Source organism: Vibrio sp. OPT41, assembly GCF_015163595.1.
GTDB classification, from domain to species: domain Bacteria; phylum Pseudomonadota; class Gammaproteobacteria; order Enterobacterales; family Vibrionaceae; genus Vibrio; species Vibrio alginolyticus.
In genome coordinates, this window is record NZ_JADDYH010000014.1 from 82,170 (window position 1) to 104,783 (window position 22,614).

The following is a 22,614-nucleotide window of genomic DNA, read 5'->3' on the forward strand; positions in this document are numbered from 1 at the left end:
AAAAAAGCCAGTGAACTGGCTTTTAGGTATTTGGTAACGAGCTATTAGTGACTGAAGATAACGTTACATGTGACTCAGAATCAGCCCAAGTTCCTCGAGACCGTTGAGGCGACCTTGGCGCAGTTTTGGATCGATGCCTGAGTGATGAGCATTGTCCCAGTCTTGTGTGGATTGAATACCGCCATCGTTATCGATCAGCAATACTCGGTCAGTCGCGCTGTTGTATTGGAAGTCCTCAAATAAACGTTCGCTAAACCACATACGAGAGAGCTCGTTCATCATTGCTTTGTCTTTGCTACCTGGACGAACACTTGAACCATCAAGCTTTAATGCTTTATTAAACACAAATGGTAATTCCGATGCATTGCAAGCGCCGACAATACAACTGATGCTTTTGAGTAAATCGCCAACGTCGAGATCGCCATTTTCACCTTTGGTATTGTAAGTCCATACGTTGAATCCAGGTTTGTAGTCAAAGTAGTAGAAGCTTGGCGTTGCCCCTGTTGCTTCTTCAGTTGAAACTTTATGACGGTTTGGACCCGTGAAGAGCAAATCATGCAACGTGGTTTTGAATTGCTGCATGTTTTTGGTCGCACCATTTAGTTCGCTTTCATCGTTGGGGAAGAAGTCAGCCAGAGCAAGTAACTCCGTTGTTGAATCGGAGTTCCCCAAACCGAAGAACAACTTAGTCATCGCCTCATAAGCGGTGCTAGGCAGCAGTTCCAATAAGTCAGAAAGATCGAGTTCAATCGAAGCTGAATCGTTGAGTAATGAACGATATTCGGTGCGTAAACGGTTTAAGTTCGTTTCCGATTCTAGCCACTCCACCATGTATTCGACGATTAAGTTTTCGTCACCACTTTCAATGATTTCTGGCGCTTCTTGGCTCAAGATTTCAATAATAGTTGGGATCAAAAATGTCAGGCTCGGCAGCATGCCTAGAGTATTGCTTTCTGCACTGTTTGAGCCAATTACCGTCGGTACGATCCATTCACTCTCAATCGCTTGTTCAGTAAAGTGATAGCCTGGTACTTCTTTCACTAGAAACGCTGGTGGGCGATGCTCGATGTAAGGCGCAAATGGCATCAACGTAGCTAATGGGCTGTTGTCTCGTGTTGGACTTATAACCGGAATATTCGCAGCGGTCAGTACCCAGTTCTTAAGACGTTGAATAGGATCAAGCATCTCGCTCTGTACCTTCATGACCTCTTCAAGTGGTAGTAGCGTTAGATCTTCAACACTTTGCTCTGGCCTTTGGCTCTTGGCAACATCGTAACTTTTATATTCAAAGCCGTACGCGTTGCTTTGCATGATGGCACGCTGAAAGTGCTCACCTGCGATTGCAGCATCGCCTTTTGATTGCTGTAAAATTCCCACCGACATGGCACCCGCACCTTGCCCCATGAGTGTCACGTTTTGCGGATTGCCGCCGAATGCCTCTATGTTTTGTTGAACCCATTCAAGCGCGTGTTTTTGATCGCCTAGGCCAAAGTTACCACCCTCTGAGTTGTCCAAACCATCGACCCAAACACTGCCCAGCAAGCCCAAACGATAGTTAAAAGTAACAGCAATAAACGGGTTACCATCGTCAGCACCTTGCGCAACCACCATATCACCATGAATCAGCGGTTCTGAGCCTGCGCCGTATTCAAAGTCTCCACCGTGAATAAAGACATAAACTGGCAAATCTGCGTACGCTTCTGTCCCGGCAGGTCGCCAAATGTTTAGGTTCAAACAATTTTCTGACTGCGTTTGTGTGGTGGTTTTTAACTGCGGACACGCATCACCGAACTGAGTCGCATCAATATCGCCTTCAAGTGGGGCCACAATGCTGTGCTGAAAGCGGTCTGCTTGCGCAAACTGGATACCTTTGAACGCCTCTACCGCTGCCAGTTTTTCATCCGCATCAAGAGGCGTGATGACGAGGGACTCTTTGGTCGCTTGAATGGTTGCATCGCCAATTTCCAAAGCGATTTGCTCTGGTGGTAAGGGTTGTAGTGGCTTCGGGCCGTTAGGAACGCTAGGTTTACTTGAGTCATCACTGCAAGCTGCTAAGGCAAGAGTGATGGTAATGGCTAAAGTTGAGCGATTGAGTAAAGTCATTGTTATGTCCAAAAAGTCATTTGGTGCGTGCACCGAAAATGTTAAACGGCATCTAACAAGCGACGTCCTGACGCTTTGGTATTAATCCGTGAATGGTTGGATGGCTTGTTGTATTGATGGCTCAAATGGTAGGGCATCAGTGACAGTTTCAATAATCGCCTTTGTAGGATGCAGTCCTACCATCGTCTAGGGGCGGGCTCTTTATGAGAGCTAGAAACGGTAACCAAGATTTAAGGTTACTGACTCTCGAGTTTCCCCTTTGTTATAGAGAAAGGTCAGGTTGTAGTTTTTGCCGATTTGCTTATTGAAACCAGTCAAAAACGCCCATTGATTAAGATCTACACCAATGTCGTAATCGAATTCGATATCACCACTTTTTACATGCCCGTCCATTCGAGCGTCCAGTCCTTGATATTCTGCTCCGACAAAGAACTGCGTGCGATAATCGACAAGTTGATAACCCAACATCGGCTGTACAGTAACAATACCATCGCCCCAATCATCTAAGCCCTTTAAGCGAGTTTGCGAATAGGTACCAGTGACAGAAGCAAAGAACTCTTTATAGCCAACCGAAAGGGTTGTACCTATACCACGAAGGTCATATTCCAAATGCAGCGGCACGTCTAAGCGTCCGCGACTACAAAGTGCAGATAAACCATCGCAAAACTTATCACCTAATCCTGGCAGTTTATCGTTCAGCTTATCTTTTATGTACTGGCCACCTTCACCCGTGTAGGCGGCATCAACATTGGCATCGACATTAACTTTTCCGATGTAACCAAATACATTCCAAAATGGCAGGATGTTTACATCGCCACGAAGCGTCATGCTCTCAGCACTCACGATGCCCACACTGTCTTCTGGATCAAACAGTTCATTAAGGCCGATGCCTTCAATCGTGAAATCATTAAATGGAATATTCATATCTTGATTTCGATACGCTAGCGACACACCAAACGGCAGAGGCAAATCGATACCTTGACGACGAACCATATCACCCATTAAAGGAAAAACTCGGTCTAGCTTAACACTGGCTTCTTGCATGCGTGGATCAGAGACCTCATTCAAGCGTTTTTCGTCTAGTACTTGCACGCCAAGCTTATCTTCATAAATCGCTACCGGTTTTACGCTGCTCATCATTTCGAGGGGTTTATTTTTCTTTGAACCAACTATCTTGGTGTTTTTACTGGCAATCGCAATTTTGCCTGATGTTAACTTCTGGAAGAGGATCTCTTGATCGTAAGAATCCACTTGGTAGTTGTGATGTGTGAACGGTTTATCGTTGGTAATGACCATACGTTTCGGTTCACCATTAACCAACTCAATATCAACGCTTAAAAAGCGAAAGTAGGCGATATCTTGAGGAAGACCGTATTTTGAGTAATTAAAACTGATGATCACATTACCATTCTGATCCTCTTTGGCTCTTACTGATGACGGATCAAAACTCTCCGCGTAGTTTCGAAGGCGGTATTCTGTTCGTGTGAAAGCTTCGATCTCATCAAGTACTTTTTCATTTTCATCGAGTTGTTCAGGGTTGTACTTGATACGCAGATCAATGTTGCCTTTGTTATCGGTGTTCTTGACCAAGTAGACGGACGAATCGCGAACGCTATCACCGATTTTAACACTTCGGTGGGCATGCTCGACCAAATGCTCGCCTTGAACTAGAGAGCTGATGGCCAGTTTTGGTAAATCATGACTGATACCGTATTTGTCGAACAGCGCTCGGCCTTGCTCGATTACTTCGTTGTAGGTCGTCGTCTCTTCAGCGGCGAAGCCAAAAGTGGGGGTAGTAAGCATTAGTGCGCTCGCGAGCACAGTAAGAGAAGACATCTTGCCGGCGCGTAATTCAAAAAAACTCATGACAGTTTCCACTCTGAATAGTCTCAAACCTTCGAGACTCAGACAGTTAATGTGTCACTGAACTTCTTGTTCAGTTAGATAGATGTGTTTGCTGTGATTGACGTTGTGAATGCAGAGTTTTCGATTGCATTTCGTGAATCAATGAGAGGATTTTATGAGGTGAAGAGAAATACCGTTAATCGCTTTTGATGGATACTATCCTCGCTTTATGGGTTACGGAGGAATAATGGCTAGCTCACAAACAAACAGCCCCGCATAGCAGAAGCAATGCAGGGCTTTAGTTTCAAGAACGGAGGTGACGCTTAGACCGTAACGCGAACACGAAACAGATCAGTAAACAACTTGGCAATCATCAAAATGATCATAATGTTTACCAGCATCAGCAAGGGCGTTTCAATTCGATACGCTGGGGTTAAATTGAGCGCTCCTGATGTCAAGACAACCAATAAGTTAATACCTAGAATTCTGTGTACCATCAGTTTTGGTGTGGAAAACACCTTCCAAATTACGATGATGTTGATGAAGTAGAATAGCCCAAGCTGCCAAAGCTCGGTCATCATTGGCATTATGAAAATGTATTGCAATAGAATCACCGTGCCAGTGCCTATCACACCAAAAAATGCATCTTTAATAATGCTTGGTGGCATAGTAGGAACGATTGAAGAGAACACGCCTGCTAGCATCGGAAAAATGAAACCTCCGGGTACGGGCAGATAAATCCAGATCAACAAAGAAGTGACGAACATGGATACACCTTGCAATACCTTTCTGCCGTCTTCATTCAAATGCTGGATAAACGTTCGATGCTCGTGATGCCAAACCGTGTTTTTCTCTCTTTGCATGACATAAGCAACGTGACCAATGAGCGACGTACTTGGATTTTTAATATCAAAGCTTTGAAGTTGCTGCGTTAGCGTTGGCCAATCGATCTCACGACTTTGCGATTTATCTGCTTGTTCTAGCAATCGGTCTTGGATTTGTGCCATCTCATTTAAACGCGCACGCCATAGCTGACGATGTTCTTTCAAGTGGTAGCTGCCAGTAAGTGGTAAACCGACCAGTTGGAACAACTTTTCTATGTTGGCGCTGTTGGTCTCAAGAGCTTCAGTATCTATATCATTGGGCGATTTCATAGCGTTAAGCATCGCCTCTCTGCTGGTCTCAAAACGTTGAATGAAGTTTTGTTCTGTACTGACTGGCCAGACTAATCGGTACACAACAGAAAACGTGATCACACCAAGAATAGTCTCTTGCATGCGAAGAACAGCGAAGTGGAACGTTGCTTGACTATCAAATCCTCCCATACATGCGATGATGGAGCACACAGCAAAACCGATAGAGAACACATAACCATACTTTTCGTCGCTCGACATAAAAATGCACGCACCTAAAAACAAGGTGAAGAAGGTGAGAAACAAAAAGCGATCTTGAGAAAACGTCGTGATGAGGAAAAAGGCATAACCGATGCCAAGGAGGGTTCCTAATAAGCGATTATGACCTTTGTTTATCGAGTGAGCGAAGCTTTCATTTAATGCCATTACCGCGACTGCGATCGCTGCCCAATACGGTTTCTCCCATTGAAACCATAAGGCAAGGCAGATCGCGATAACGATAGACAGCGCAGCTTTGATTGCTTCTTTGGTTGAGGCATTAAACATACATTCCACCGCATTATTGTTTGATGATTTTGATAGAGGCCGTCATACCAACACGTAGTTGAAAATCTTTCGGTAAGTGATCTAATTTCACTTTAATTGGAATGCGTTGAGCTAAGCGTATCCACTGAAAGTTAGGGTTCACATTGGGCAAAAGATCGTTACCAGTACTACCATCTTGCTTCGCAATGCCGTAGCCGATGCTTTTGATTTTTCCTTCCAACACAGCTTCATTGTGCATCATTAAGGTCACGTAGGCTTTATCTTGTGGATCAACGCCAACTAAATCCGTTTCTTTGAAATATCCTTCGATCCAAAAGCTGTCTTCATCAATCAAAGCCACGACTGGGGAGTTAGCGACGACTTGAGAGCCGACACGTAAGTTCAAATTAGTGATATAACCATTCGTTGGCGCATAAACTTTTGTGTAATCAAGGTTTAGCTTGGCTTCTTCAACATTGGCTTTCGCGAGTTCTACGTTGGCAACGGCTGTCTCCACCGCATTGTCTAGGTTATTCAATGTCAGTACAGGTACAGCGCCAGGTGTGCGCTTTTCTAACTTAAGTGCTCGCTGCTCTTCGTTTTTTGCTTTTGCTAACAGAGCGACCGCTTGTTTTTGAGTCGCCAATGCTTTGTGGTATGCCGCTTTATAGATGCTTGGGTCAATCTCAAACAGCAAATCGCCTTGTTTCACTTGCGAATTGTCTTCGACGTAGACTTGGATGATTTGTCCTGTTACGCGGGGGGTTATAGAAACGATGTGCGCGCTAACTTGGCCATCTCTAGTCCAAGGGTTGTCAGAGTATGATTGGTAGTAGCTGAAAATCACGGTGCCAGCGGAACACAGTAATAGCAGTGTGATGAGATAACGTTTTATCACGGAATTTGCCTCAAAATATGGTAATGAATCGACCAATAACGCCAGTAAAAATCACAATTAGGCTTAGCTCAGCGAGCGCAGGAAATGCAACGTATTTGTGGAGTCCCAGTTTTGTTGCAACGGTTCCAACCAAAATGGTGAGCATGTAAGCCAATGCAATAACCAGCAACAAGGGAGGGAAGTAAACTTCGCCCCACACAAGTTCATGTGGCATTGAGTTCATGGTGTTTTTCTCTATTAACTTGATGAATGTAAAGATAAGGCAAGTGATGGCATCAGTGATAATCGCTTTTGTAGGATCTAATCCATCAAGAGAAAGGTGTTATGCGCTATATAGAGGGAATAGCGCAACAAAGTAGCTTTTTGGACAGTGAAAATAAAAATAAATTTATTTTCCAATTTATTTGATGTTCATTTCAGACCACTAAGTTATTAAATTTTCGACAATTATTGTTCAATGTTTGCGTTTGAATATGCGAAGTGATGGTTTCATCCTTCAAATGGGATTACGAGTTGTGAGGTTTTGTTTCTAATATTCGCTTCGAAGCAAACGAGATGCTTTTTAAATTAAATAATCCAACAAATATGAGTGACAGATTATTCGTTAGATTATTTGAGGTTTATATTTATTAGTAAGAGTAAAATTGTCATGGAAATTATTTCTAACCTTTTTGACATGGCACCATTTGTTGCTCTCTTTATTACGCTCTCTCTCGGTTATATGGTAGGTAAAATTACCATTGGTCGATTTGTTCTTGGCGGTGTTGCGGGAACATTATTAATGGGTGTAATTATTGGGCAATTTGGTGTTCATATTGATCCCGGCGTAAAAAGCATTTTCTTTGCGCTCTTTATTTACGCAGTAGGGTATCAAGGTGGTGCGCAGTTCTTTAAAGCATTGAACTTTAGAACCATCAACATTCTACTTTCTGCTGTAGTGATGACGGTTTCTGGCCTGCTTTGTGTACTAGCAGCAGCTTGGATGTTTGATCTAGACAGAGGTACGGCAGCAGGCCTTGCAGCTGGTGGTTTGACTCAATCGGCAATCATCGGTACAGCGGGTGATGCGATCGCACGTCTTGGTGGTGTGACAGAAGAAGCGAAGCACCTAATGCAGACCAACGTCGCAGTAGGCTACGCGGTTACGTACATCTTTGGTTCGCTTGGTCCAATTCTGATGGTGACATGGGTATTCCCAACACTGATGAAGTGGGATATCCGAGCAGAAGCGATTGCGCTAGAAGAGAAAAATTCAAATGGTAAGCGTGATTTAGCGCCGGGTGAGTTCAACGCTATCACAGCGCTGGTTACACGAGCATTTAAAGTGAGCAAAGATGGTGGGCTAGCAGGCAAAACCTTAGCTCAGTTAAACCAACACGCTCTAGCTGCTTGTATTGAATTGATTCAACGTGATGGCAAAGTGCTAGAAGTGGACAAATTCACAGCACTGAAAGAAGGGGATGTCATTGTTGTAACTGGTCGTCGTAATGCGGTACATAAGCTGCAAGATGGTTTGGCTGACAACGAGATTGCACTTCCAGAAGGCTATGAAGTTATTGAAGAAAACCGTCAACTGATCGCAGACAACCGCAAACTGATTGGTAAGTCGCTGCAAGAGATTAAAGAGGCTTCGAACCAAGGCTCTATGCGCGGTATTTATGTGACAGACTATATTCGTGAAGGCAACTCAATTGAAATGACGCCGGATCTTGTGGTGAAGAAAAACGACGTCATCCAGCTTACAGGTACCGCAAAAGATATCAATCGCGTTGAGAAAAACATTGGTCAGCGAATGGGCTCAGCAAACGTGACTGACTTAATCGTGCTTGGTATGGGCATGGTGGTGGGCCTATTAATTGGTCTAATCAGTTTTAAGATTGCTGGTATTCCCGTCACTATCGGTTCTGGTGCAGGTTGTTTGATCTCAGGTTTGATCGTCGGTTGGTTGCGTAGCCGCAATCCGCATGTTGCTCAGTTTCCTGTGGGTGCCGCGAACTTTATTCGAGATTTCGGTTTGGCAGCATTTGTAGGCATTGTTGGCCTTGAGGCTGGGCCTCAAGCGGTCGACACCATCAAAGAACACGGTATGTCTCTGTTGTTCCTTGGCATGGGTGTAACGATTATCCCTCAGATTATTTCGTTCTTCTTCTCATATTTTGTATTGAAGATTAAGAACCCGGTTGAAGCACTTGGCTGTGTGACAGGTGGACGAAGTGCGAACCCAGCATTCGCGGCTTTAATGGAAAAAACAGGTAACGCAACGCCAGTATTCTCATTCACTGTGACTTATGCAGTCGCCAATGTCCTGCTTACCCTATGGGGTCCAATTATTGTCGGCATTATTACTTTAAACGCAGGCATGTAATTTAAATAAATTCGAACACGCTTATCGCCTAATTAAATAGGCGGTAGGGGAAGTATTATCCAAATTTTACTAAATAATAGATTCAGGTAAATATTATGACTACGCAAAACACAACAATTGATTTTTCAAAATTTGCAGATTTAAGCCCATTTGAATTAAAAGATAAACTAATTGAAGTGGCACAAACTGTTCCTGACCGCGCGTTATTAGATGCAGGTCGTGGTAATCCTAATTTTCTTGCGACACTACCACGTAAAGCGTTCATTCGTTTGGGTGAGTTCGCAATATTGGAAGCCGAGCGCACTTATTCATACCTAGATGGTGGTTTCGGTGGCATTCCAGATGGTGTGGGCATTGTTGAACGCTTCGATACGTTTGCAAGCAAGAATAAACAAGACCAAGGCGTACAGTTCTTGGAAAAGTCGCTGAGCTACGTAAAAGACCGTTTGGGTCTAGAGAAACAAGCATTCTTGAATGAACTGGTTAACGCATACCTTGCATGTAACTACCCAGTGCCACCACGTATGTTGACGAACATCGAAACCGTTGTGAAGCAATACATTGCAGAAGAGATGTACGGCCCAATGCCAATGACAACAGACTTCGATCTGTTTGCAACGGAAGGCGGTACGGCGTCTATGACGTACACCTTCCAAACTATGTTCAACAACGGTCTATTGAAGAAAGGTGACAAGGTTGCGCTAATCACTCCAATCTTTACGCCTTACCTAGAGATTCCAGAACTGAGTGAATACGAACTGGAAATCGTTGAACTACGTCTGGATGAGACAACATGGCAACTGCCGATGTCTGAAATCGAAAAGCTTGCAGATACAGGCATCAAACTGCTTTGTGTTGTTAACCCGGCAAACCCAGCGTCTGTGAAGTTCTCGGATGAGACTCTGGATAACCTATCAAATTTTGTGAACAACGAACGTAGCGACCTGTTCATTGTGACTGACGATGTATACGGCACATTTGCGGACGACTTTGTCTCACTGTTTGCAAAACTGCCATACAACACGCTTTGTGTGTATTCGTTCTCTAAGTACTTCGGTGCAACAGGCTGGCGTTTAGGCTCGATTGCGATTCAACACAACAACGTGTTTGACGATGCAATGCGTAGCCTTCCTGAAGTGCGTCAACTTGAGTTGGACGATCGTTACAAAACGCTGACTCCGGAACCTCGTGAGATCAAGTTTATTGACCGTATCGTTGCCGACAGCCGTAGCGTAGCGCTTAACCACACAGCAGGTTTGTCGCTTCCTCAACAAGTTCAAATGGCGCTGTTCTCATTGAATTGTCTGATGGACTCAGAGAAAAACTACAAAGAAGCATGTAAACGCATCATTCGCGAGCGTTACAAAACTCTGTACAAAAACATGGGTGTAGAAATTGAAGAAAACAAAGATCGTGTGGACTACTACACACTGCTTGAGCTCGACACTCTGGGCGGCAAATTGTACGGACCAGCATTCGTTGAATGGTTCAAAGCGAGCGAGAAGGGCAAAGACTTCCTGTTCCGCCTTGCACATGAAACCGGCGTTATCCTACTTCCAGGCCAAGGCTTCGATGTAGTGCATGCATCAGTTCGAGTTTCGCTAGCAAACCTTACTCACCACGAATACGAGCTTATCGGTCGTGCAACACGCAAAGTGTTGGATGAGTACTTTGCTGAATTCAAAGGCTAATGAATCCAGCCTGATTAAGAATAAGCCTCGGCGTTGTCGAGGCTATTCCGACCAAATAAGCACAGTGCGCGGCATTGTGTTTATTTAGTCGCCAAGCTAACAAACTTCTCAATTAAGAGTGACTTATGAAAAGCATTATTTCTATTCAATCTCATGTGGTTTATGGCCACGCAGGAAACAGTTCTGCCGTCTTCCCGATGCAGAGAATGGGCCTCGAAGTCTGGCCAATTCACACGGTTCAGTTTTCAAATCACACTCAGTACCAGCAAGGTTGGACTGGACAGAAGTTTGGGGCAGATGAAATTCATTCTCTAATGAGAGGCTTAGATAACATTGAGAAGTTAGGCGAATGTGGCGCGATACTGTCCGGTTATCAAGGAAGCGCAGAGCAATGTCGAGCGGTGGCCGAAGCGGTAAGTTTAGTCAAATCGCGTAACCATAGTGCACTTTATGTGTGTGACCCAGTTATGGGTGATCCAGACAAAGGTTGCATTGTGGCAGACGGTGTCAAAGAAGCGATAAGCCATAGCTTGTTGCCAATCGCTGATGTGATTGTTCCTAACCAGTTTGAACTGAGCGAGTTAACAGGTGTGAAAATTAACTCTCTTTATGATGCGGTCACTGCATGTAAAAAAACCCTAGAGCTGGGACCGAAAATGGTATTGGTGAAACACCTGCATGCACTAACAGATGACGCCTTCAGTATGATCTTAGCGACACCGAAAGCGTGTTATTTAGCTCAGCGTCCAAGTATTGATTTTGACCAGCAACCCGTCGGTGTCGGTGATTTGATTTCTGCGATTTTTACTTCTTGTTTGGTGAAGAAGATGTCTCCTGTCGCAGCCTTTCGTCATACACATAACGCCGTTTACGGTGTATTGGAGATCACCAAAGGCTATGGCACATGGGAGCTACAGACGATCAATGCCCAATACGAATTTGTCGAACCGACGCATGAGTTCAACGTCGTGAAAATTGCTTAGCGCAGTACCTAATTAACGGAGAAGCGTAAAGTTAGCATATAGAAACTTGGCATAATTGCTTTGATGGATAGCATCCTACAATCGCGATTATGGGGTTTAACCGTGCCTAGCTATAGTAACTCCACACAACGAAACGGACTTCATTTTGACCCAATTAACTTCAAACTGAGTCTCTGGTCATACGCCAGAGAACATTAAATGAGACTGATTATGAATCGTTTAATTTCCTCTGGTGTGACGGTTGTACTTTCGCTGCTGATAGTAGCTTGTAGTTCACCCCATACGCTGGATGTTCGTGTTTCTCAAAGCAACTATAAAGATGTCGAGATCGCGAGCTCAACACCAAATGAGCCACTTCGAATGTGGGCCAATGAAGCGCCGGATTTTCTCTACTCAGCGCACAATCAAACCACACCGATCAAAGTAGAGGGTGAACAGCTCAATATTTTGGCCTTATCGGGTGGTGGCGTAAACGGCGCATACGGGGCCGGCGTTTTGATGGGGCTACAGGAAAAGGGGGAGCTAAAAGATTATGCCATCATTACTGGAGTCAGTGCTGGTGCCCTAATCGCTCCTTTTGTTTTCATTGGCGGTGATGCGATGCCAAAGATGAAAGAAGTCATGCTCAACATCAATGATAAGAATATTTTGGGTAAGAAGAACTTCTTAAATACCCTGTTTAAGGACGCGTTTACCGATGGTGAGAACCTCTATGATTTCATCGCAGACGCTTACCCTGAGCCCATGATCGAGGCGATGGCGCAGCAACACCGCAATGGTAAACGCCTCTTTATTGGCAGTACCCATTTTGATTCAGGCGAACTGGTGATTTGGAATATTGGTGCGATTGCGAACAGTGATTTAGCGGACAAATCTGAACTGATTTACAAGGTGCTTGCTGCGAGCGCATCGATCCCTGGTGTTTTCCCTCCACAATTTATCGATGTTGAACATGATGGAGAAACTCTTGAGGAGTTACACGTAGATGGTGGTCTCGCAGCGCAGGTGTTCTTTAATCCGTCTAACTTCAACTATCAACAAATCTCAGATGCTTTGGGGTTAGAAAAAGCGCCTCAGTTGGATGTGATTCGCAATGGTGCGTTAAAAGCGCCGTATCGTCCACTAAAAGACAAAGGTTTGGACTTGGTATCGAAAAGTGTCTCAAGCCTTACGCTAGCGCAAACTCGTGGTGATCTCTATCGAATGAAATACATCAGTGAAATCAACGATATCGAGATGCAGTTTACCTACATTGATCAAGATTTCAGATACGCCAAAGTAACGAAAGATATGTTCGATCACCGCTACTTGCTGACGATTTACGAATATGGATTCAAAAAAGCCACCCAAGGGCAACTTTGGGTAACTGAACTCCCTTAATACAGGAAAACGATACAATGAAAAAAGCCGTTCTTACACTCATGATGCTTACCGCTTCCGCGACTGCATTCGCCCAAAGTGGAGCCCATCTTGACCAGCAAAAAGTGGATAGTGATATGCAGCAACTGTCTGCAATCAAAGAAGAAGGTGCAGCCTTTATTATGATTGACGAGAACTCGAGTTACGTGGCGGTCGAGTTCGTGGGAAAGTGGGAAGAGATCAACAACTATGTGTCACACAAAGAAGCGAAACAACGTAAATTGGAAAAAGTGAACAAGCAGTTCGTGTACTCTCAGGTCGGTGAAACGTTGGAGTCACTTGAGCAAAAAGTCGTTGACCACATTTACGCTGATCAACCTAAATATTTCAGTGTCGATGTCTACCGTGATTACCATGGTGACTCAGGAGAATTCAACTATTTAGCTCGTGTCGTTGAGTACAACTAAGTGAGAGAAAACCTACTGACGCTAGTAGGTTTTTTTTGTGTCGTCGAGAAGGAATTCAAACGCAGATTGTTACCGTTACCAAGTAGCAATTCTACGATCTTGTGGTAATTTAATTAGATAACTCTAAAAAGTAAGCACAACCTATGAATTTTAGTTTTGAACAACTTCTCGCGTTCGTAACCGTTTATGAACAGCTTTCGTTTAGTAAGGCGGCGGTCAAACTCAATAAGCACCGAACCACAATAGGGCAGGTGATTACCAATCTTGAAGACCAACTGGCGGTCAACCTGTTTGAGCGAGTGGGGCGCTCGGTAGAACCGACAGAAGATGGCCACCATCTGTACCACTATGCTAAGCAAACCATCGAACAGGCTCGTACTTTCGATAAAGTCGCACTGAGTCTTTCTTACGGTGGATTAGAGAATGTTAGTATCGCCTATTCAAGCGCTATACCACACCGTTTTCTTGTATTGCTTCGTATTCAATTAGCGGCAGATTTTCCGATGATGCGAGTTAACTTTCTTGTTCGTAATCGCAACGAAATTAAAGAGGGTTTACAGAATGGTGAGTATCAATTCGGTATTGTCAATGTGCATGATAGTCGAGCAATACATAGTCTGGATGCGACGTTTTTAGGTCATTTTGAATTTGTTCCTTTCGTCCAGAAAGGTGGTGAACTCGCTTCTGTTGCACCAGATCGAGTATTGACAGCCTTGAGGAATAGTAAACAATTTGTATTGCGGTCTCTTATTGAAGAGGGAATGGGCGAAAAAGTCATCGTAAGTTCGAACCATGAAGAGGTCGACCAATTGGCCCTTGTAGTGAAAATGGTTGAAGCAGGTTTAGGATGGGCGATTCTCCCCAGAACGTTTGCCCATTCGGAGTTTTCTAATAATCATATAGAGCCAGTGGAAGCTTCTGAATTATTGGAAGGTTTTAAGTTTGGTTTTGGCCTATGGTGCCAACCATCTAAGCAAGTCGGTGATGTAAAAAATTCAATCATGAAGGTCGTTACAGAATACCGAGAGAAAATAATCCGTGATATGACTTAGCGGCGACATGTATCCTGCTCATCCCTCTCAACAACAAGACTCAATGTGAGTCTTGTTTTTTTTGTGTCTGAAAAACGTTATCGTTCTAGCGAAGAGCTAATGTCTATTGGAAGGATATAACCCTCTATATGAGAGTATGGAGTCCATACTTTTTGGCTTAATCTAACCTCGCTCAATGGGTAAGCCCAGAGCAAAAAGTGTTTTTACCATATGTCCGCTGCAAGGACGCAGATTTTCAGCCGGGTTTAGTTACCCGGCTTTTTTTATAGTAATAAAAATGCCAGCTATCACCCCAAGCTCTCTGTTACAACTGGCTTGTTACTTCGCTTAGCAATCCAGTACGCAACGCTACCCCAAAGCACGGTGAGTGCCCAAAGTGCTGTCCAATGTGGAGCGACTTGTTGCCAGGTTGCCCCCATTTGGTTTAGCGCTAAGAAAGCTTTGATCGCCCAAGTGCTTGGGCTTAAATCAGCAATCCATAGTAAGGGAGTAGGTATGGCTTCAATCGGCCAAATAAAACCAGCCAAGAAAATGAGCGGCATAGAGCTCACTAAGACGACTAAGGTGACAAGTTCACGCCGAGGTAATAAGTAACCTAGCCAGAAGCCTAGTCCGCAACAACCTAAAAAGAACGGGAACAACATAGCCAGCAATTCGCCCGCATTGGCGATATGGTTTACGTTTAAACGTTCGAAGCTAAAACCAAAATAATAGGCGCCGAGTAAATAATAAATTGCCACAAATACTAACGTTCTCACAAGCAGCAGCGATCCCGTTGATACTTGTGACCAATAGCCACGACCATGACGCTGTGTTCCCGTTTGTAATCCAACCGCCATGATCAACGTTTGTTGTAAAATCAGAACAAATACTGCCGGCACTACGTATTCGATGTAACCCATGGTTGGGTTGAACGTTGGTTTCATATTAAGCTTAATAGCAGAGTAATTATGGCTAGCCATACTCATGGGCACACCATCTATCACCATTTTACTGACTTTCACTTGGGCCCCTAATGTGCCTCCAGCTTGGGCCAATCCTTCTACCACGGTTCCGTACACGAGAAAATACGAGGCGTCCGCAGCGTAGACCAGAGTCGGGCTTTTACCTAGCATTAGGTCTTTGTAAAAGTGTTCTGGTATGACTAAAAAACCGGTGATCTCTCGTTGTAAAAATGCTTGCTTTGCATCGGCAATCGTATGAAGTCGAGTGACTACGTTGACTTGCGGAGTGGCATCAACCATACGTTCTAGCTTTAAACTCGTCTGACTACCATCTAGATTAACAATCGCGATTGGTTGTTCACGAGGCGTTTGTTGTGCATAAGGCAAAGGGTATAAAAACGAGTAAAATACGACACCACCAAACACGGTCAACGTAACGACTGGATTGGTTAGAACGGCCTTAAGTTCCGCTTTAATCAGTTGCCACAATGTCATACCGCCTCCTTCGCTTGGCGTGTTGATGAAGCTGTTCGATGTTTACCCATCAAGGCTGCGGTAATGAGCAGGGGCACAACGTAACCAATCATAGGCCATAGCGAGCTTAAAGATTGTGCGGCCGATGCTCCATAGCTTGCTTGACTCACTTGTACTTCAATGTAATGGGTAATCGGCAATAATGAACGCCATGCATAAGCGAGCGTGTTCATGTCAGAAACTGGGAATGTAATTCCCATGAACGCGAAGCTTGGAGCCGTAAATGCGCCAGCAAAACTCATCGCACGTGCAGGATCCATCGACAAGAAGAAGAACAACGCTCCCATAATGATACAGGCGATAACCGTCGCCAATTGTGCTAATAGCATAACCACAAAACTGCCTTCCATTGGCCAATCAAGCACGGAATAAAACCAGTACAAGAACAACGCACCTTGCGCCATAAAGACCGGAATGTACTGACTTAATAGGGTAGTGAGCCTGGCGTATGGCTTTTCGCCCAAAAATGCAAAGCTATTCTTTCCACCATAAATGCGAAAGTGCGCGGCAAGAATCAAAATAGTGCTTACTACAATACATATTTGCCAAATGGCTGGCACGATAGCCGTTACCAAAAATTGTGCGTAGTTATTGTTACGGTTAAATAATGCGGTTATTTGTGTCGACACGGGTACAGCCTGTCCAGCCGCTGCTAACGTTGTGGTGTTACCCTTAGCCAAGTTGCCCATTACTTCAACCTGAGCGTCGAAATAGCCTTGTGCTTGCGCAACGGCAGAGTTGATCAGTTTCGCTACCAAAATGTACTGACTGTTGTAAAAGACAGAAAGTTGAGGTTGGCGGTGCTGGAGAATATCTTGGTCGAACTTAGATGGGATGACCGCGTAAGCGTAGATATCGCCTTCAATCATCGCATTTTTTGCTTCGCTTGCACTGGCGTAATGATAGTTAACAGCCAGACTCGACGACGCATCCAAAGATTGAATGAGCTTTCGAGAAAGTTGGGAATGTTGTAGATCAACCACACCGATTGGCAGATCCCGGGCAATGCCCGCAGAGAACACTCCCCAAATCATCAGCGCGAGCAAAATCGGTATCCAAGTAAGGCACGAAAGCAACCACTTGTCTCGTCGTAAGATATGCCGCTGTGAAATCTTAATCGTCATAGCATTAACCTAGTGGTTGTGATTAAAGTTCAACGACAACACTCATTCCCATACGCAGTTCAGGTTCGGGTTGAGCTGGACGAGCTTCTACTTCAAAGGTACGAAGATCAAAACCTTGAGAAGCATCGGTTGCTCTCCACGTTGCAAAGTCACCCATAACGGCAACATGCGTTACTTTGAACTCAACATTTTTGTTTAAGGCAGGCAAATAGGCATCAAAGGTTGCTCCTTTTTTAAAGTGTTGAAGGTAATCTTCACGCACATTAAGTGTCGCCCAGGCATCTTCTGTATCTATCACAGTAACAACCGGGAAGCCCTGAGGTGCTAATTCACCACTTTGAAGTAGAACTTGAGAGACTTCGCCGTCAAACCAGCTGTAGATCTGAGTATCTTTCGCGTACGCTTCTACTTCGGCTACGGCACCTGATGCCATGCGCGCTTTTTCCGCCGCAGCCACTTTGGTTTCACTTCTAGCGCCTTCTTTTGCCATTTCGTACATTTGAAACGCGGCACTTTCTGTGTATTTCGCTGCTTGCCACTGAGTTAAAGCTTCATCGCGTTTTTGTTCTGCAACCACGCCATCGTTATAAAGGTTATTCACACGATTGTAGGTTTTTTCCATTAAATTCGCAGCGGCTTTGGCTTTCATCCACTGATCTTTTGCTGCTTGGATTTGTTGCTCACGTGCGCCTTTCTCAGCTTCTTGAGCTAAGGCGTCCGCCGCTTTTTCACCTGCTTTTGCTTGTTCTAACTTCGCTTCAATTTCAGGACTATGAAGGGTAAAAATAAGCTGACCTTTCTCTACATCGTCGCCTTTACGTACCATGACCTCATCAATACGCCCTGGGACTTTTGAGGAAATGCTGTATTGCTGGGCTTCAATTAATCCCTGTAAGCGGATCGGTTCCGGTTGATAGGCTTGGTAAAATTGATACCCAACCCAAGAGGCAACACCCAAAGCACAAAGTGAGAGTAAAACGGGTTTTAGTGATTTAGCTGCCATGATTTATTTCACCTCTTTGGATGTTGAAGCAGGGATATAAGCGGTATTTTGATATTGTTCGAAGCTGTTCATTTCACTGCTCAATGCGAGTAGCTTGGTTAAAGATATTAAATAGCGGAAACGCGCCGCTGAACGTTGTGTTTCTATACTCGCGACATAAAGTTGTGCATCCACAACATCCAGAGAAGACGACAGACCCTGAGTAAATGCTTTTTCACGCAAGCGCAGGTTTTCGTTAGCGAGTTCAATGCTAGATGCGAGCCCTTGTACTTCATCAATGGCTTGCTGAGCCTCCAAGTATGTCTTTTGGACTAACAGCGATAAGTCTTGTTTGGCTTGGGACTTTAATGAGTCGACCTGCGAGACGACGCTTTGAGCGGCTTTGACTTTTTCGCTTCGCCCTGATGATTCAATCAGTGGAATGCTGACACCAACACCAACTAACCAGTCAGGCTTCATTTGGCTTGCGAGAGAATCGTCTTCATACAAGCTGTAGTCGCCGTAAAGATAAACTTCAGGGTAGTATTTCCCTTTTTCTGCTTTGATTAAGCTAGAGGCTTGTTTGTGTTTAGCGCTCAGAAGTTCTAACCCCGGATAGGTAAGCAGCGTTTGATCGACAAAAGCGCTAAGAGGGGGAAGACTGTCGTTGATAAACAAAGATTCAGCGGGCTCTACGGCATCATCTTGCGCGAGTAATTTACCTAATGCAGCCTGAGCGATACTCAAATCGCTGGCTGCTTTACGTGTTTCTACAGATGCTTTATCTAAAGAAGCCTCGGCTTGCAGGCGCTCAACGTGCGCGATTTGTCCTTGCTCTTCAAGCTTAATGGCAAAATCTCGATGCTTTTTTAGCCCAGCTTCAACCGCTTGCCGCGTTGCGAGTACTTCCTTTGCCAGTACGACAGAAAAGTAGTACTTCGATAAATCTTCAAAACGCGCTTGTTGTTCCATTAAAAGCTGACTTTTCGCCTCATCCGTTTTGCCTTCTGCTGCTGATTGAGCCGCAGAAATTCTACCACCAGTAAAAATTGGCCAAATGGCACGAATAGACGAAGAGAAAATATCGCGCTCGGTTATGGTCGAAGTGGTATTAGCTAAGGCACCAAAAATAGGCTGAAAAGCAGGAGGTACGTTAATGTGTGCTCCTGTGCTGTCTAGAATCTGTTTTCCCGAAAGCGTGATATCGGTATCTAAACGCGTGTAATTCGCGCCAATGGTAACTTGAGGTAAGTTGAGATTGCTGGTGGCACTCTCTTGGTATTGGTAGTTCTCGACGTTTGAGCGTTGAGCTTTAAGAGAATAGTTGTTTTCTAGCAATAGCTGCCATGCGGTATCAAAAGTGATCGGTGCCGCATGACAGGCAAGGGAAATCGAGCTGCTAAGTAAGCCCAGTATCCAAAACTTTCCTGTTTTTTTCATAATGGCTGCTTTGTCGTAGAGTATTAGCTCTAATATAAAGGATTCGTAACTGCGTGTTAAGTAGGAGGGAAAATTGGGCAGTAGTATGCGCCCAGTTATATTTGTGCTGGGCGCGGGAGATGTTACAAATTTATTTCGTATATGGACAGTGAAACTCCGCTCTCCACTCGAGCTGACGAGAACCTCGCATCGTATTCAATAGATCTTTTCCACTCATTTGAGGGAACGATAACAGGACTTTGAGATCAGAAGTACCGCCTCCGTTTTTTTCATAAGCCCTGACGTGTGTAAATGTTGAATACATATTCTCTGACAGCATCGCCTTATTCAGGCATATTCCAAAGGTATCGCGTTCCATGTTTGGTGTTCCTTCTAACTATAAATGCACCTCTGTTTATAGTTTTCCAGTTTTCAGATGGTGTCTAAGTGTTTGTCATGTAGTCAGTATTTGTGTTTTGTTTTATTTTTGTCCAAACCACTGACATCAATGTTGAGCTTTTAATAGACTTCCAGCTTCACTGCTTTCAAACCGAAACTCTCATTGGTTTCGTTGATTAAAAATTATACGTTGTAAAGTCTAAAAACGCCTCAAAAACCGCTAAAATCGATGTGATCGCGATCATGATTTTAAGGGCAATTTATGTATGGAATTGAGTATCAGAGAGGAATGCTAAATTTGGTGAATGGTTGTAATTTTATGTTTCAGCTCGTCGATTAATTAACCGTAAACTCTGCGGTTTGTTTGCCTTCCTCACAGATTTATCACCGCGACAACGTCATGCTGTTAACTGAGTGTTAACGTTACGCTCAAGAGTGAATCACAAGGATGTATCAATGAGTTGGAAAACCATCAGCTTTCGTAAGCGGATGCTCATTATCATGACGCTATCGGGGTTGATAGAGCTGTTATTGCTTGTCGCCGCGGGGTTCACTTATCTCAAAATCAATCAAGAGCAAGAAATGGGAGAAAAAGCACTGGGTGTTGCCCGTTTTTTAGCGGACTCAGCGGTTGTTCGTGAAATGATCGAAACCCAAAACCCCCAGCCATACCAACTTCGCTTTAGAGAATTAACCGAAGCCATAGGTGCTGCATTCATCGTTATTGGCGACCATAAGGGAGTACGCTTAATCCACCCTGTTGATGAGCGGTTGGGCAAGCCAATGAGAGGTGGCGACAATCGTCGAGCGCTAGAACAGGGGTTGTCTTATGTTTCGACGGCACAGGGCTCGTTAGGTTATTCAGTTCGTGGTAAAGCTGCGATTTTTGACGAGCAAGGGAACATCATTGGTGTGGTTTCGGTTGGCTATTTGCTCGACCGACTGCAAGACCGCATCGAACCATTTTTGGCCTTTTTGATTTTAATGGTCATCGTAGTTGTCGTCGCTAATGCCATTGTATCCAATTATGCGTCGAGAAAGTTTCAGCGCGCCATTTTAGGCTTTGAGCCTGAAGAAATAGGGCGGTTGTACGGCGAATTAGAAGTGACGATGAGCACCATCAAAGAGGGCGTGTTAAGCATTGATGCCCAAGGGATACTTCGCTCGATAAATCGTAGTGCCTGCCAGATTCTCGGTATTGATAGAGAATCAGCGCTCAATAAACCTTTGACTGATACGCTGCGTGATAGCGATCTATATACAGTGTTAGAAAGCGGGCAGGAAGATCATGATATTGAAATATTCCTTAATCATAAGCGCCTGATTGCAAATCGCTCTCCAATTTATGTTGATGGAAAAATCGTGGGGGCGGTATCGAGTTTCCGTTTAAGGGATGAAATCAATGATCTAACCGAGCAGCTATCACAAACCAAGGAATATGCAGATTTGTTACGTTCACAGACCCATGAGCATCGCAATAAGCTCAACACCATTAGTGGGCTAGTACAAATGGGTGAACTTGATGCGGTGCAAAAGTTAATTGGACAAGAAACCGCACACTATCAGGCAATGATTGAGTTTTTAAGAGATACCGTTAAAGACCCGCTAATTGCAGGTATGTTGCTTGGAAAAACTGAACGTGCTCGCGAGTTAGGCTTACAACTGGTGGTTGAGGAAGGCAGTCGTCTGGAGCCCCTGCCTGAGTGGCTAAATTCGGAAGACCTAGTCACAATTTTGGGTAATTTGATTGATAACGCTTTCGATGCCACGTTAACTTCAATTCGCGATGAATCAAATGTTGCGTCAGAACGCAGAAACATTGATGTGTCCGTTAGCGATTACGGAAATGAAGTGATACTTGAGGTGATAGATCATGGCTGTGGCCTCCCAAAAACAATGGATCCACAAACATTATTTACAAAAGGCGTTTCGACGAAATCTCGTCAAAATCGAGGTGTTGGGTTACACCTTGTCAATCAGCTTGCTACTCGATATCACGGCCATGTTGAGATGATACCCAATACAAATTATGGGACAAGAATAACGGTGTACTTACCCAAGGAAGAACAATTATGAGTATGGCGACTCGCGTAATGATCATTGAAGATGATCTGGCTATTGCTGAGCTGCACCACAAATACTTAAGCCAACTGACAGGTTTGGAAGTGGTTGGAATTGCGACCACGAGAATGGAAGCGGAAATGCAACTCGACATTCTTAAGCCAGATTTACTATTGATGGATGTCTATCTTCCCGATGGCACAGGGCTTGAGATACTAAATACACTGCGTGCAAGTAACCAAACGTGTGATGTCATTTTGATTACAGCCGCAAGGGATGTCGATACATTACAACAGGCGATGAGGGGTGGCGTTGTCGATTACCTGTTAAAACCCGTGATGTTTCCACGCTTAGATGCCGCACTGAAAAAGTATGTGTCCCAACGCCAACAACTAGACATCGTAGAGAGTTTGGATCAGAACCTCGTTGATAAAATGCTGCAGTCTCATGCCAATCAAGACAACTTGCCGAACCGATTACCAAAAGGGATTGATGGTGTAACCCTAGACAAGATCAGAGAGTTGTTCCCAAATGGCAGTGTGCTGACCGCTGATGAGGCAGGCGAAAAGATCGGCGCGAGCCGAACAACGGCGAGGCGCTATTTGGAGTATCTTATCAGCACTGGTGAACTAGAGGCTGATTTAAACTATGGCTCTGTTGGTAGGCCAGAAAGGTGCTATAAAAAAGTGACAAGGTAGCGTTTATATTGATGCTCTATGCAAAATAAAAA

At 44.4% G+C, this 22,614-nt stretch carries 18 protein-coding genes; 8 read left to right on the forward strand and 10 right to left on the reverse strand.

Translation table 11 applies throughout. The features are described from left to right. Window positions 1-63: 63 nt before the first annotated feature. The 5 genes from IQP38_RS04095 to IQP38_RS04115 form a co-directional block, all read right to left on the reverse strand. Entirely contained in the window at window positions 64-2,103 is a 2,040-nt protein-coding gene (locus IQP38_RS04095) for a carboxylesterase family protein (protein WP_193837335.1), read from the reverse strand. Window positions 2,104-2,313: 210 nt separating this feature from the next. After that, window positions 2,314-3,969: a hypothetical protein gene (locus IQP38_RS04100; protein WP_193837336.1), complete on the reverse strand. Its 1,656-nt coding sequence runs from the start codon at window positions 3,967-3,969 to the stop codon at window positions 2,314-2,316. A 302-nt stretch (window positions 3,970-4,271) separates the two neighbouring features. Beyond that, the gene (locus tag IQP38_RS04105; protein WP_104975374.1) at window positions 4,272-5,627 is read right to left on the reverse strand and encodes an FUSC family protein; all 1,356 of its coding nucleotides are present in this window, start codon (window positions 5,625-5,627) and stop codon (window positions 4,272-4,274) included. Between the two features lie 13 nt (window positions 5,628-5,640). Further along, window positions 5,641-6,504 carry an HlyD family secretion protein gene (locus IQP38_RS04110; protein WP_193837337.1) on the reverse strand — a complete coding sequence of 288 codons (864 nt, stop codon included), beginning with the start codon at window positions 6,502-6,504 and terminating at the stop codon, window positions 5,641-5,643. A gap of 10 nt (window positions 6,505-6,514) precedes the next feature. Further along, complete coding sequence (locus IQP38_RS04115) at window positions 6,515-6,727, reverse strand: DUF1656 domain-containing protein (protein WP_005377106.1); 213 nt, start codon at window positions 6,725-6,727, stop codon at window positions 6,515-6,517. A gap of 426 nt (window positions 6,728-7,153) precedes the next feature. Here IQP38_RS04115 and aspT point away from each other — a divergent pair, with 426 nt between their 5' ends. The 6 genes from aspT (at window position 7,154) to IQP38_RS04145 (ending at window position 14,421) form a co-directional block, all read left to right on the forward strand. Next, window positions 7,154-8,869, forward strand: a complete 1,716-nt coding sequence (gene aspT, locus IQP38_RS04120; protein ID WP_005377107.1) for an aspartate-alanine antiporter — start codon at window positions 7,154-7,156, stop codon at window positions 8,867-8,869. 95 nt (window positions 8,870-8,964) lie between these two features. Beyond that, window positions 8,965-10,560 (forward strand): bifunctional aspartate transaminase/aspartate 4-decarboxylase, encoded by a 1,596-nt coding sequence (locus tag IQP38_RS04125; RefSeq protein WP_054579569.1) that lies wholly within the window; start codon window positions 8,965-8,967, stop codon window positions 10,558-10,560. A gap of 125 nt (window positions 10,561-10,685) precedes the next feature. Then, the gene (gene pdxY / locus IQP38_RS04130) at window positions 10,686-11,543 is read left to right on the forward strand and encodes a pyridoxal kinase PdxY (protein ID WP_054579568.1); all 858 of its coding nucleotides are present in this window, start codon (window positions 10,686-10,688) and stop codon (window positions 11,541-11,543) included. Window positions 11,544-11,753: 210 nt separating this feature from the next. After that, window positions 11,754-12,923: a patatin-like phospholipase family protein gene (locus IQP38_RS04135; RefSeq protein ID WP_054579567.1), complete on the forward strand. Its 1,170-nt coding sequence runs from the start codon at window positions 11,754-11,756 to the stop codon at window positions 12,921-12,923. Window positions 12,924-12,940: 17 nt separating this feature from the next. Then, complete coding sequence (locus IQP38_RS04140) at window positions 12,941-13,369, forward strand: hypothetical protein (protein WP_047102715.1); 429 nt, start codon at window positions 12,941-12,943, stop codon at window positions 13,367-13,369. 143 nt (window positions 13,370-13,512) lie between these two features. Then, window positions 13,513-14,421 (forward strand): LysR family transcriptional regulator, encoded by a 909-nt coding sequence (locus IQP38_RS04145; protein WP_033906183.1) that lies wholly within the window; start codon window positions 13,513-13,515, stop codon window positions 14,419-14,421. Window positions 14,422-14,708: 287 nt separating this feature from the next. Here IQP38_RS04145 and IQP38_RS04150 read toward each other — a convergent pair whose 3' ends face one another. The 5 genes from IQP38_RS04150 to IQP38_RS04170 all read right to left on the reverse strand — a co-directional run bounded on the left by IQP38_RS04150 (window position 14,709) and on the right by IQP38_RS04170 (window position 19,803). Then, window positions 14,709-15,860: an ABC transporter permease gene (locus IQP38_RS04150; protein WP_005377120.1), complete on the reverse strand. Its 1,152-nt coding sequence runs from the start codon at window positions 15,858-15,860 to the stop codon at window positions 14,709-14,711. Beyond that, entirely contained in the window at window positions 15,857-17,023 is a 1,167-nt protein-coding gene (locus tag IQP38_RS04155) for an ABC transporter permease (RefSeq protein WP_031778953.1), read from the reverse strand. The genes IQP38_RS04150 and IQP38_RS04155 overlap by 4 nt, the downstream gene beginning before the upstream one ends. Window positions 17,024-17,045: 22 nt before the next feature. Next, window positions 17,046-18,026: an HlyD family secretion protein gene (locus tag IQP38_RS04160; protein ID WP_005377122.1), complete on the reverse strand. Its 981-nt coding sequence runs from the start codon at window positions 18,024-18,026 to the stop codon at window positions 17,046-17,048. Between the two features lie 3 nt (window positions 18,027-18,029). After that, window positions 18,030-19,445 (reverse strand): TolC family protein, encoded by a 1,416-nt coding sequence (locus IQP38_RS04165; protein ID WP_053306992.1) that lies wholly within the window; start codon window positions 19,443-19,445, stop codon window positions 18,030-18,032. A 130-nt stretch (window positions 19,446-19,575) separates the two neighbouring features. Further along, on the reverse strand, window positions 19,576-19,803 hold the full coding sequence (locus IQP38_RS04170; protein ID WP_005377125.1) for a hypothetical protein: 228 nt from the start codon (window positions 19,801-19,803) through the stop codon (window positions 19,576-19,578). Between the two features lie 476 nt (window positions 19,804-20,279). Between IQP38_RS04170 and IQP38_RS04175 the strand changes: the two genes are divergently transcribed. Both IQP38_RS04175 and IQP38_RS04180 read left to right on the forward strand, forming a co-directional pair. Then, window positions 20,280-21,899 (forward strand): ATP-binding protein, encoded by a 1,620-nt coding sequence (locus IQP38_RS04175; RefSeq protein ID WP_053306993.1) that lies wholly within the window; start codon window positions 20,280-20,282, stop codon window positions 21,897-21,899. Beyond that, complete coding sequence (locus IQP38_RS04180; RefSeq protein ID WP_017634565.1) at window positions 21,896-22,582, forward strand: response regulator; 687 nt, start codon at window positions 21,896-21,898, stop codon at window positions 22,580-22,582. Before IQP38_RS04175 ends, IQP38_RS04180 begins: the two co-directional genes overlap by 4 nt. Window positions 22,583-22,614 lie beyond the last annotated feature (32 nt).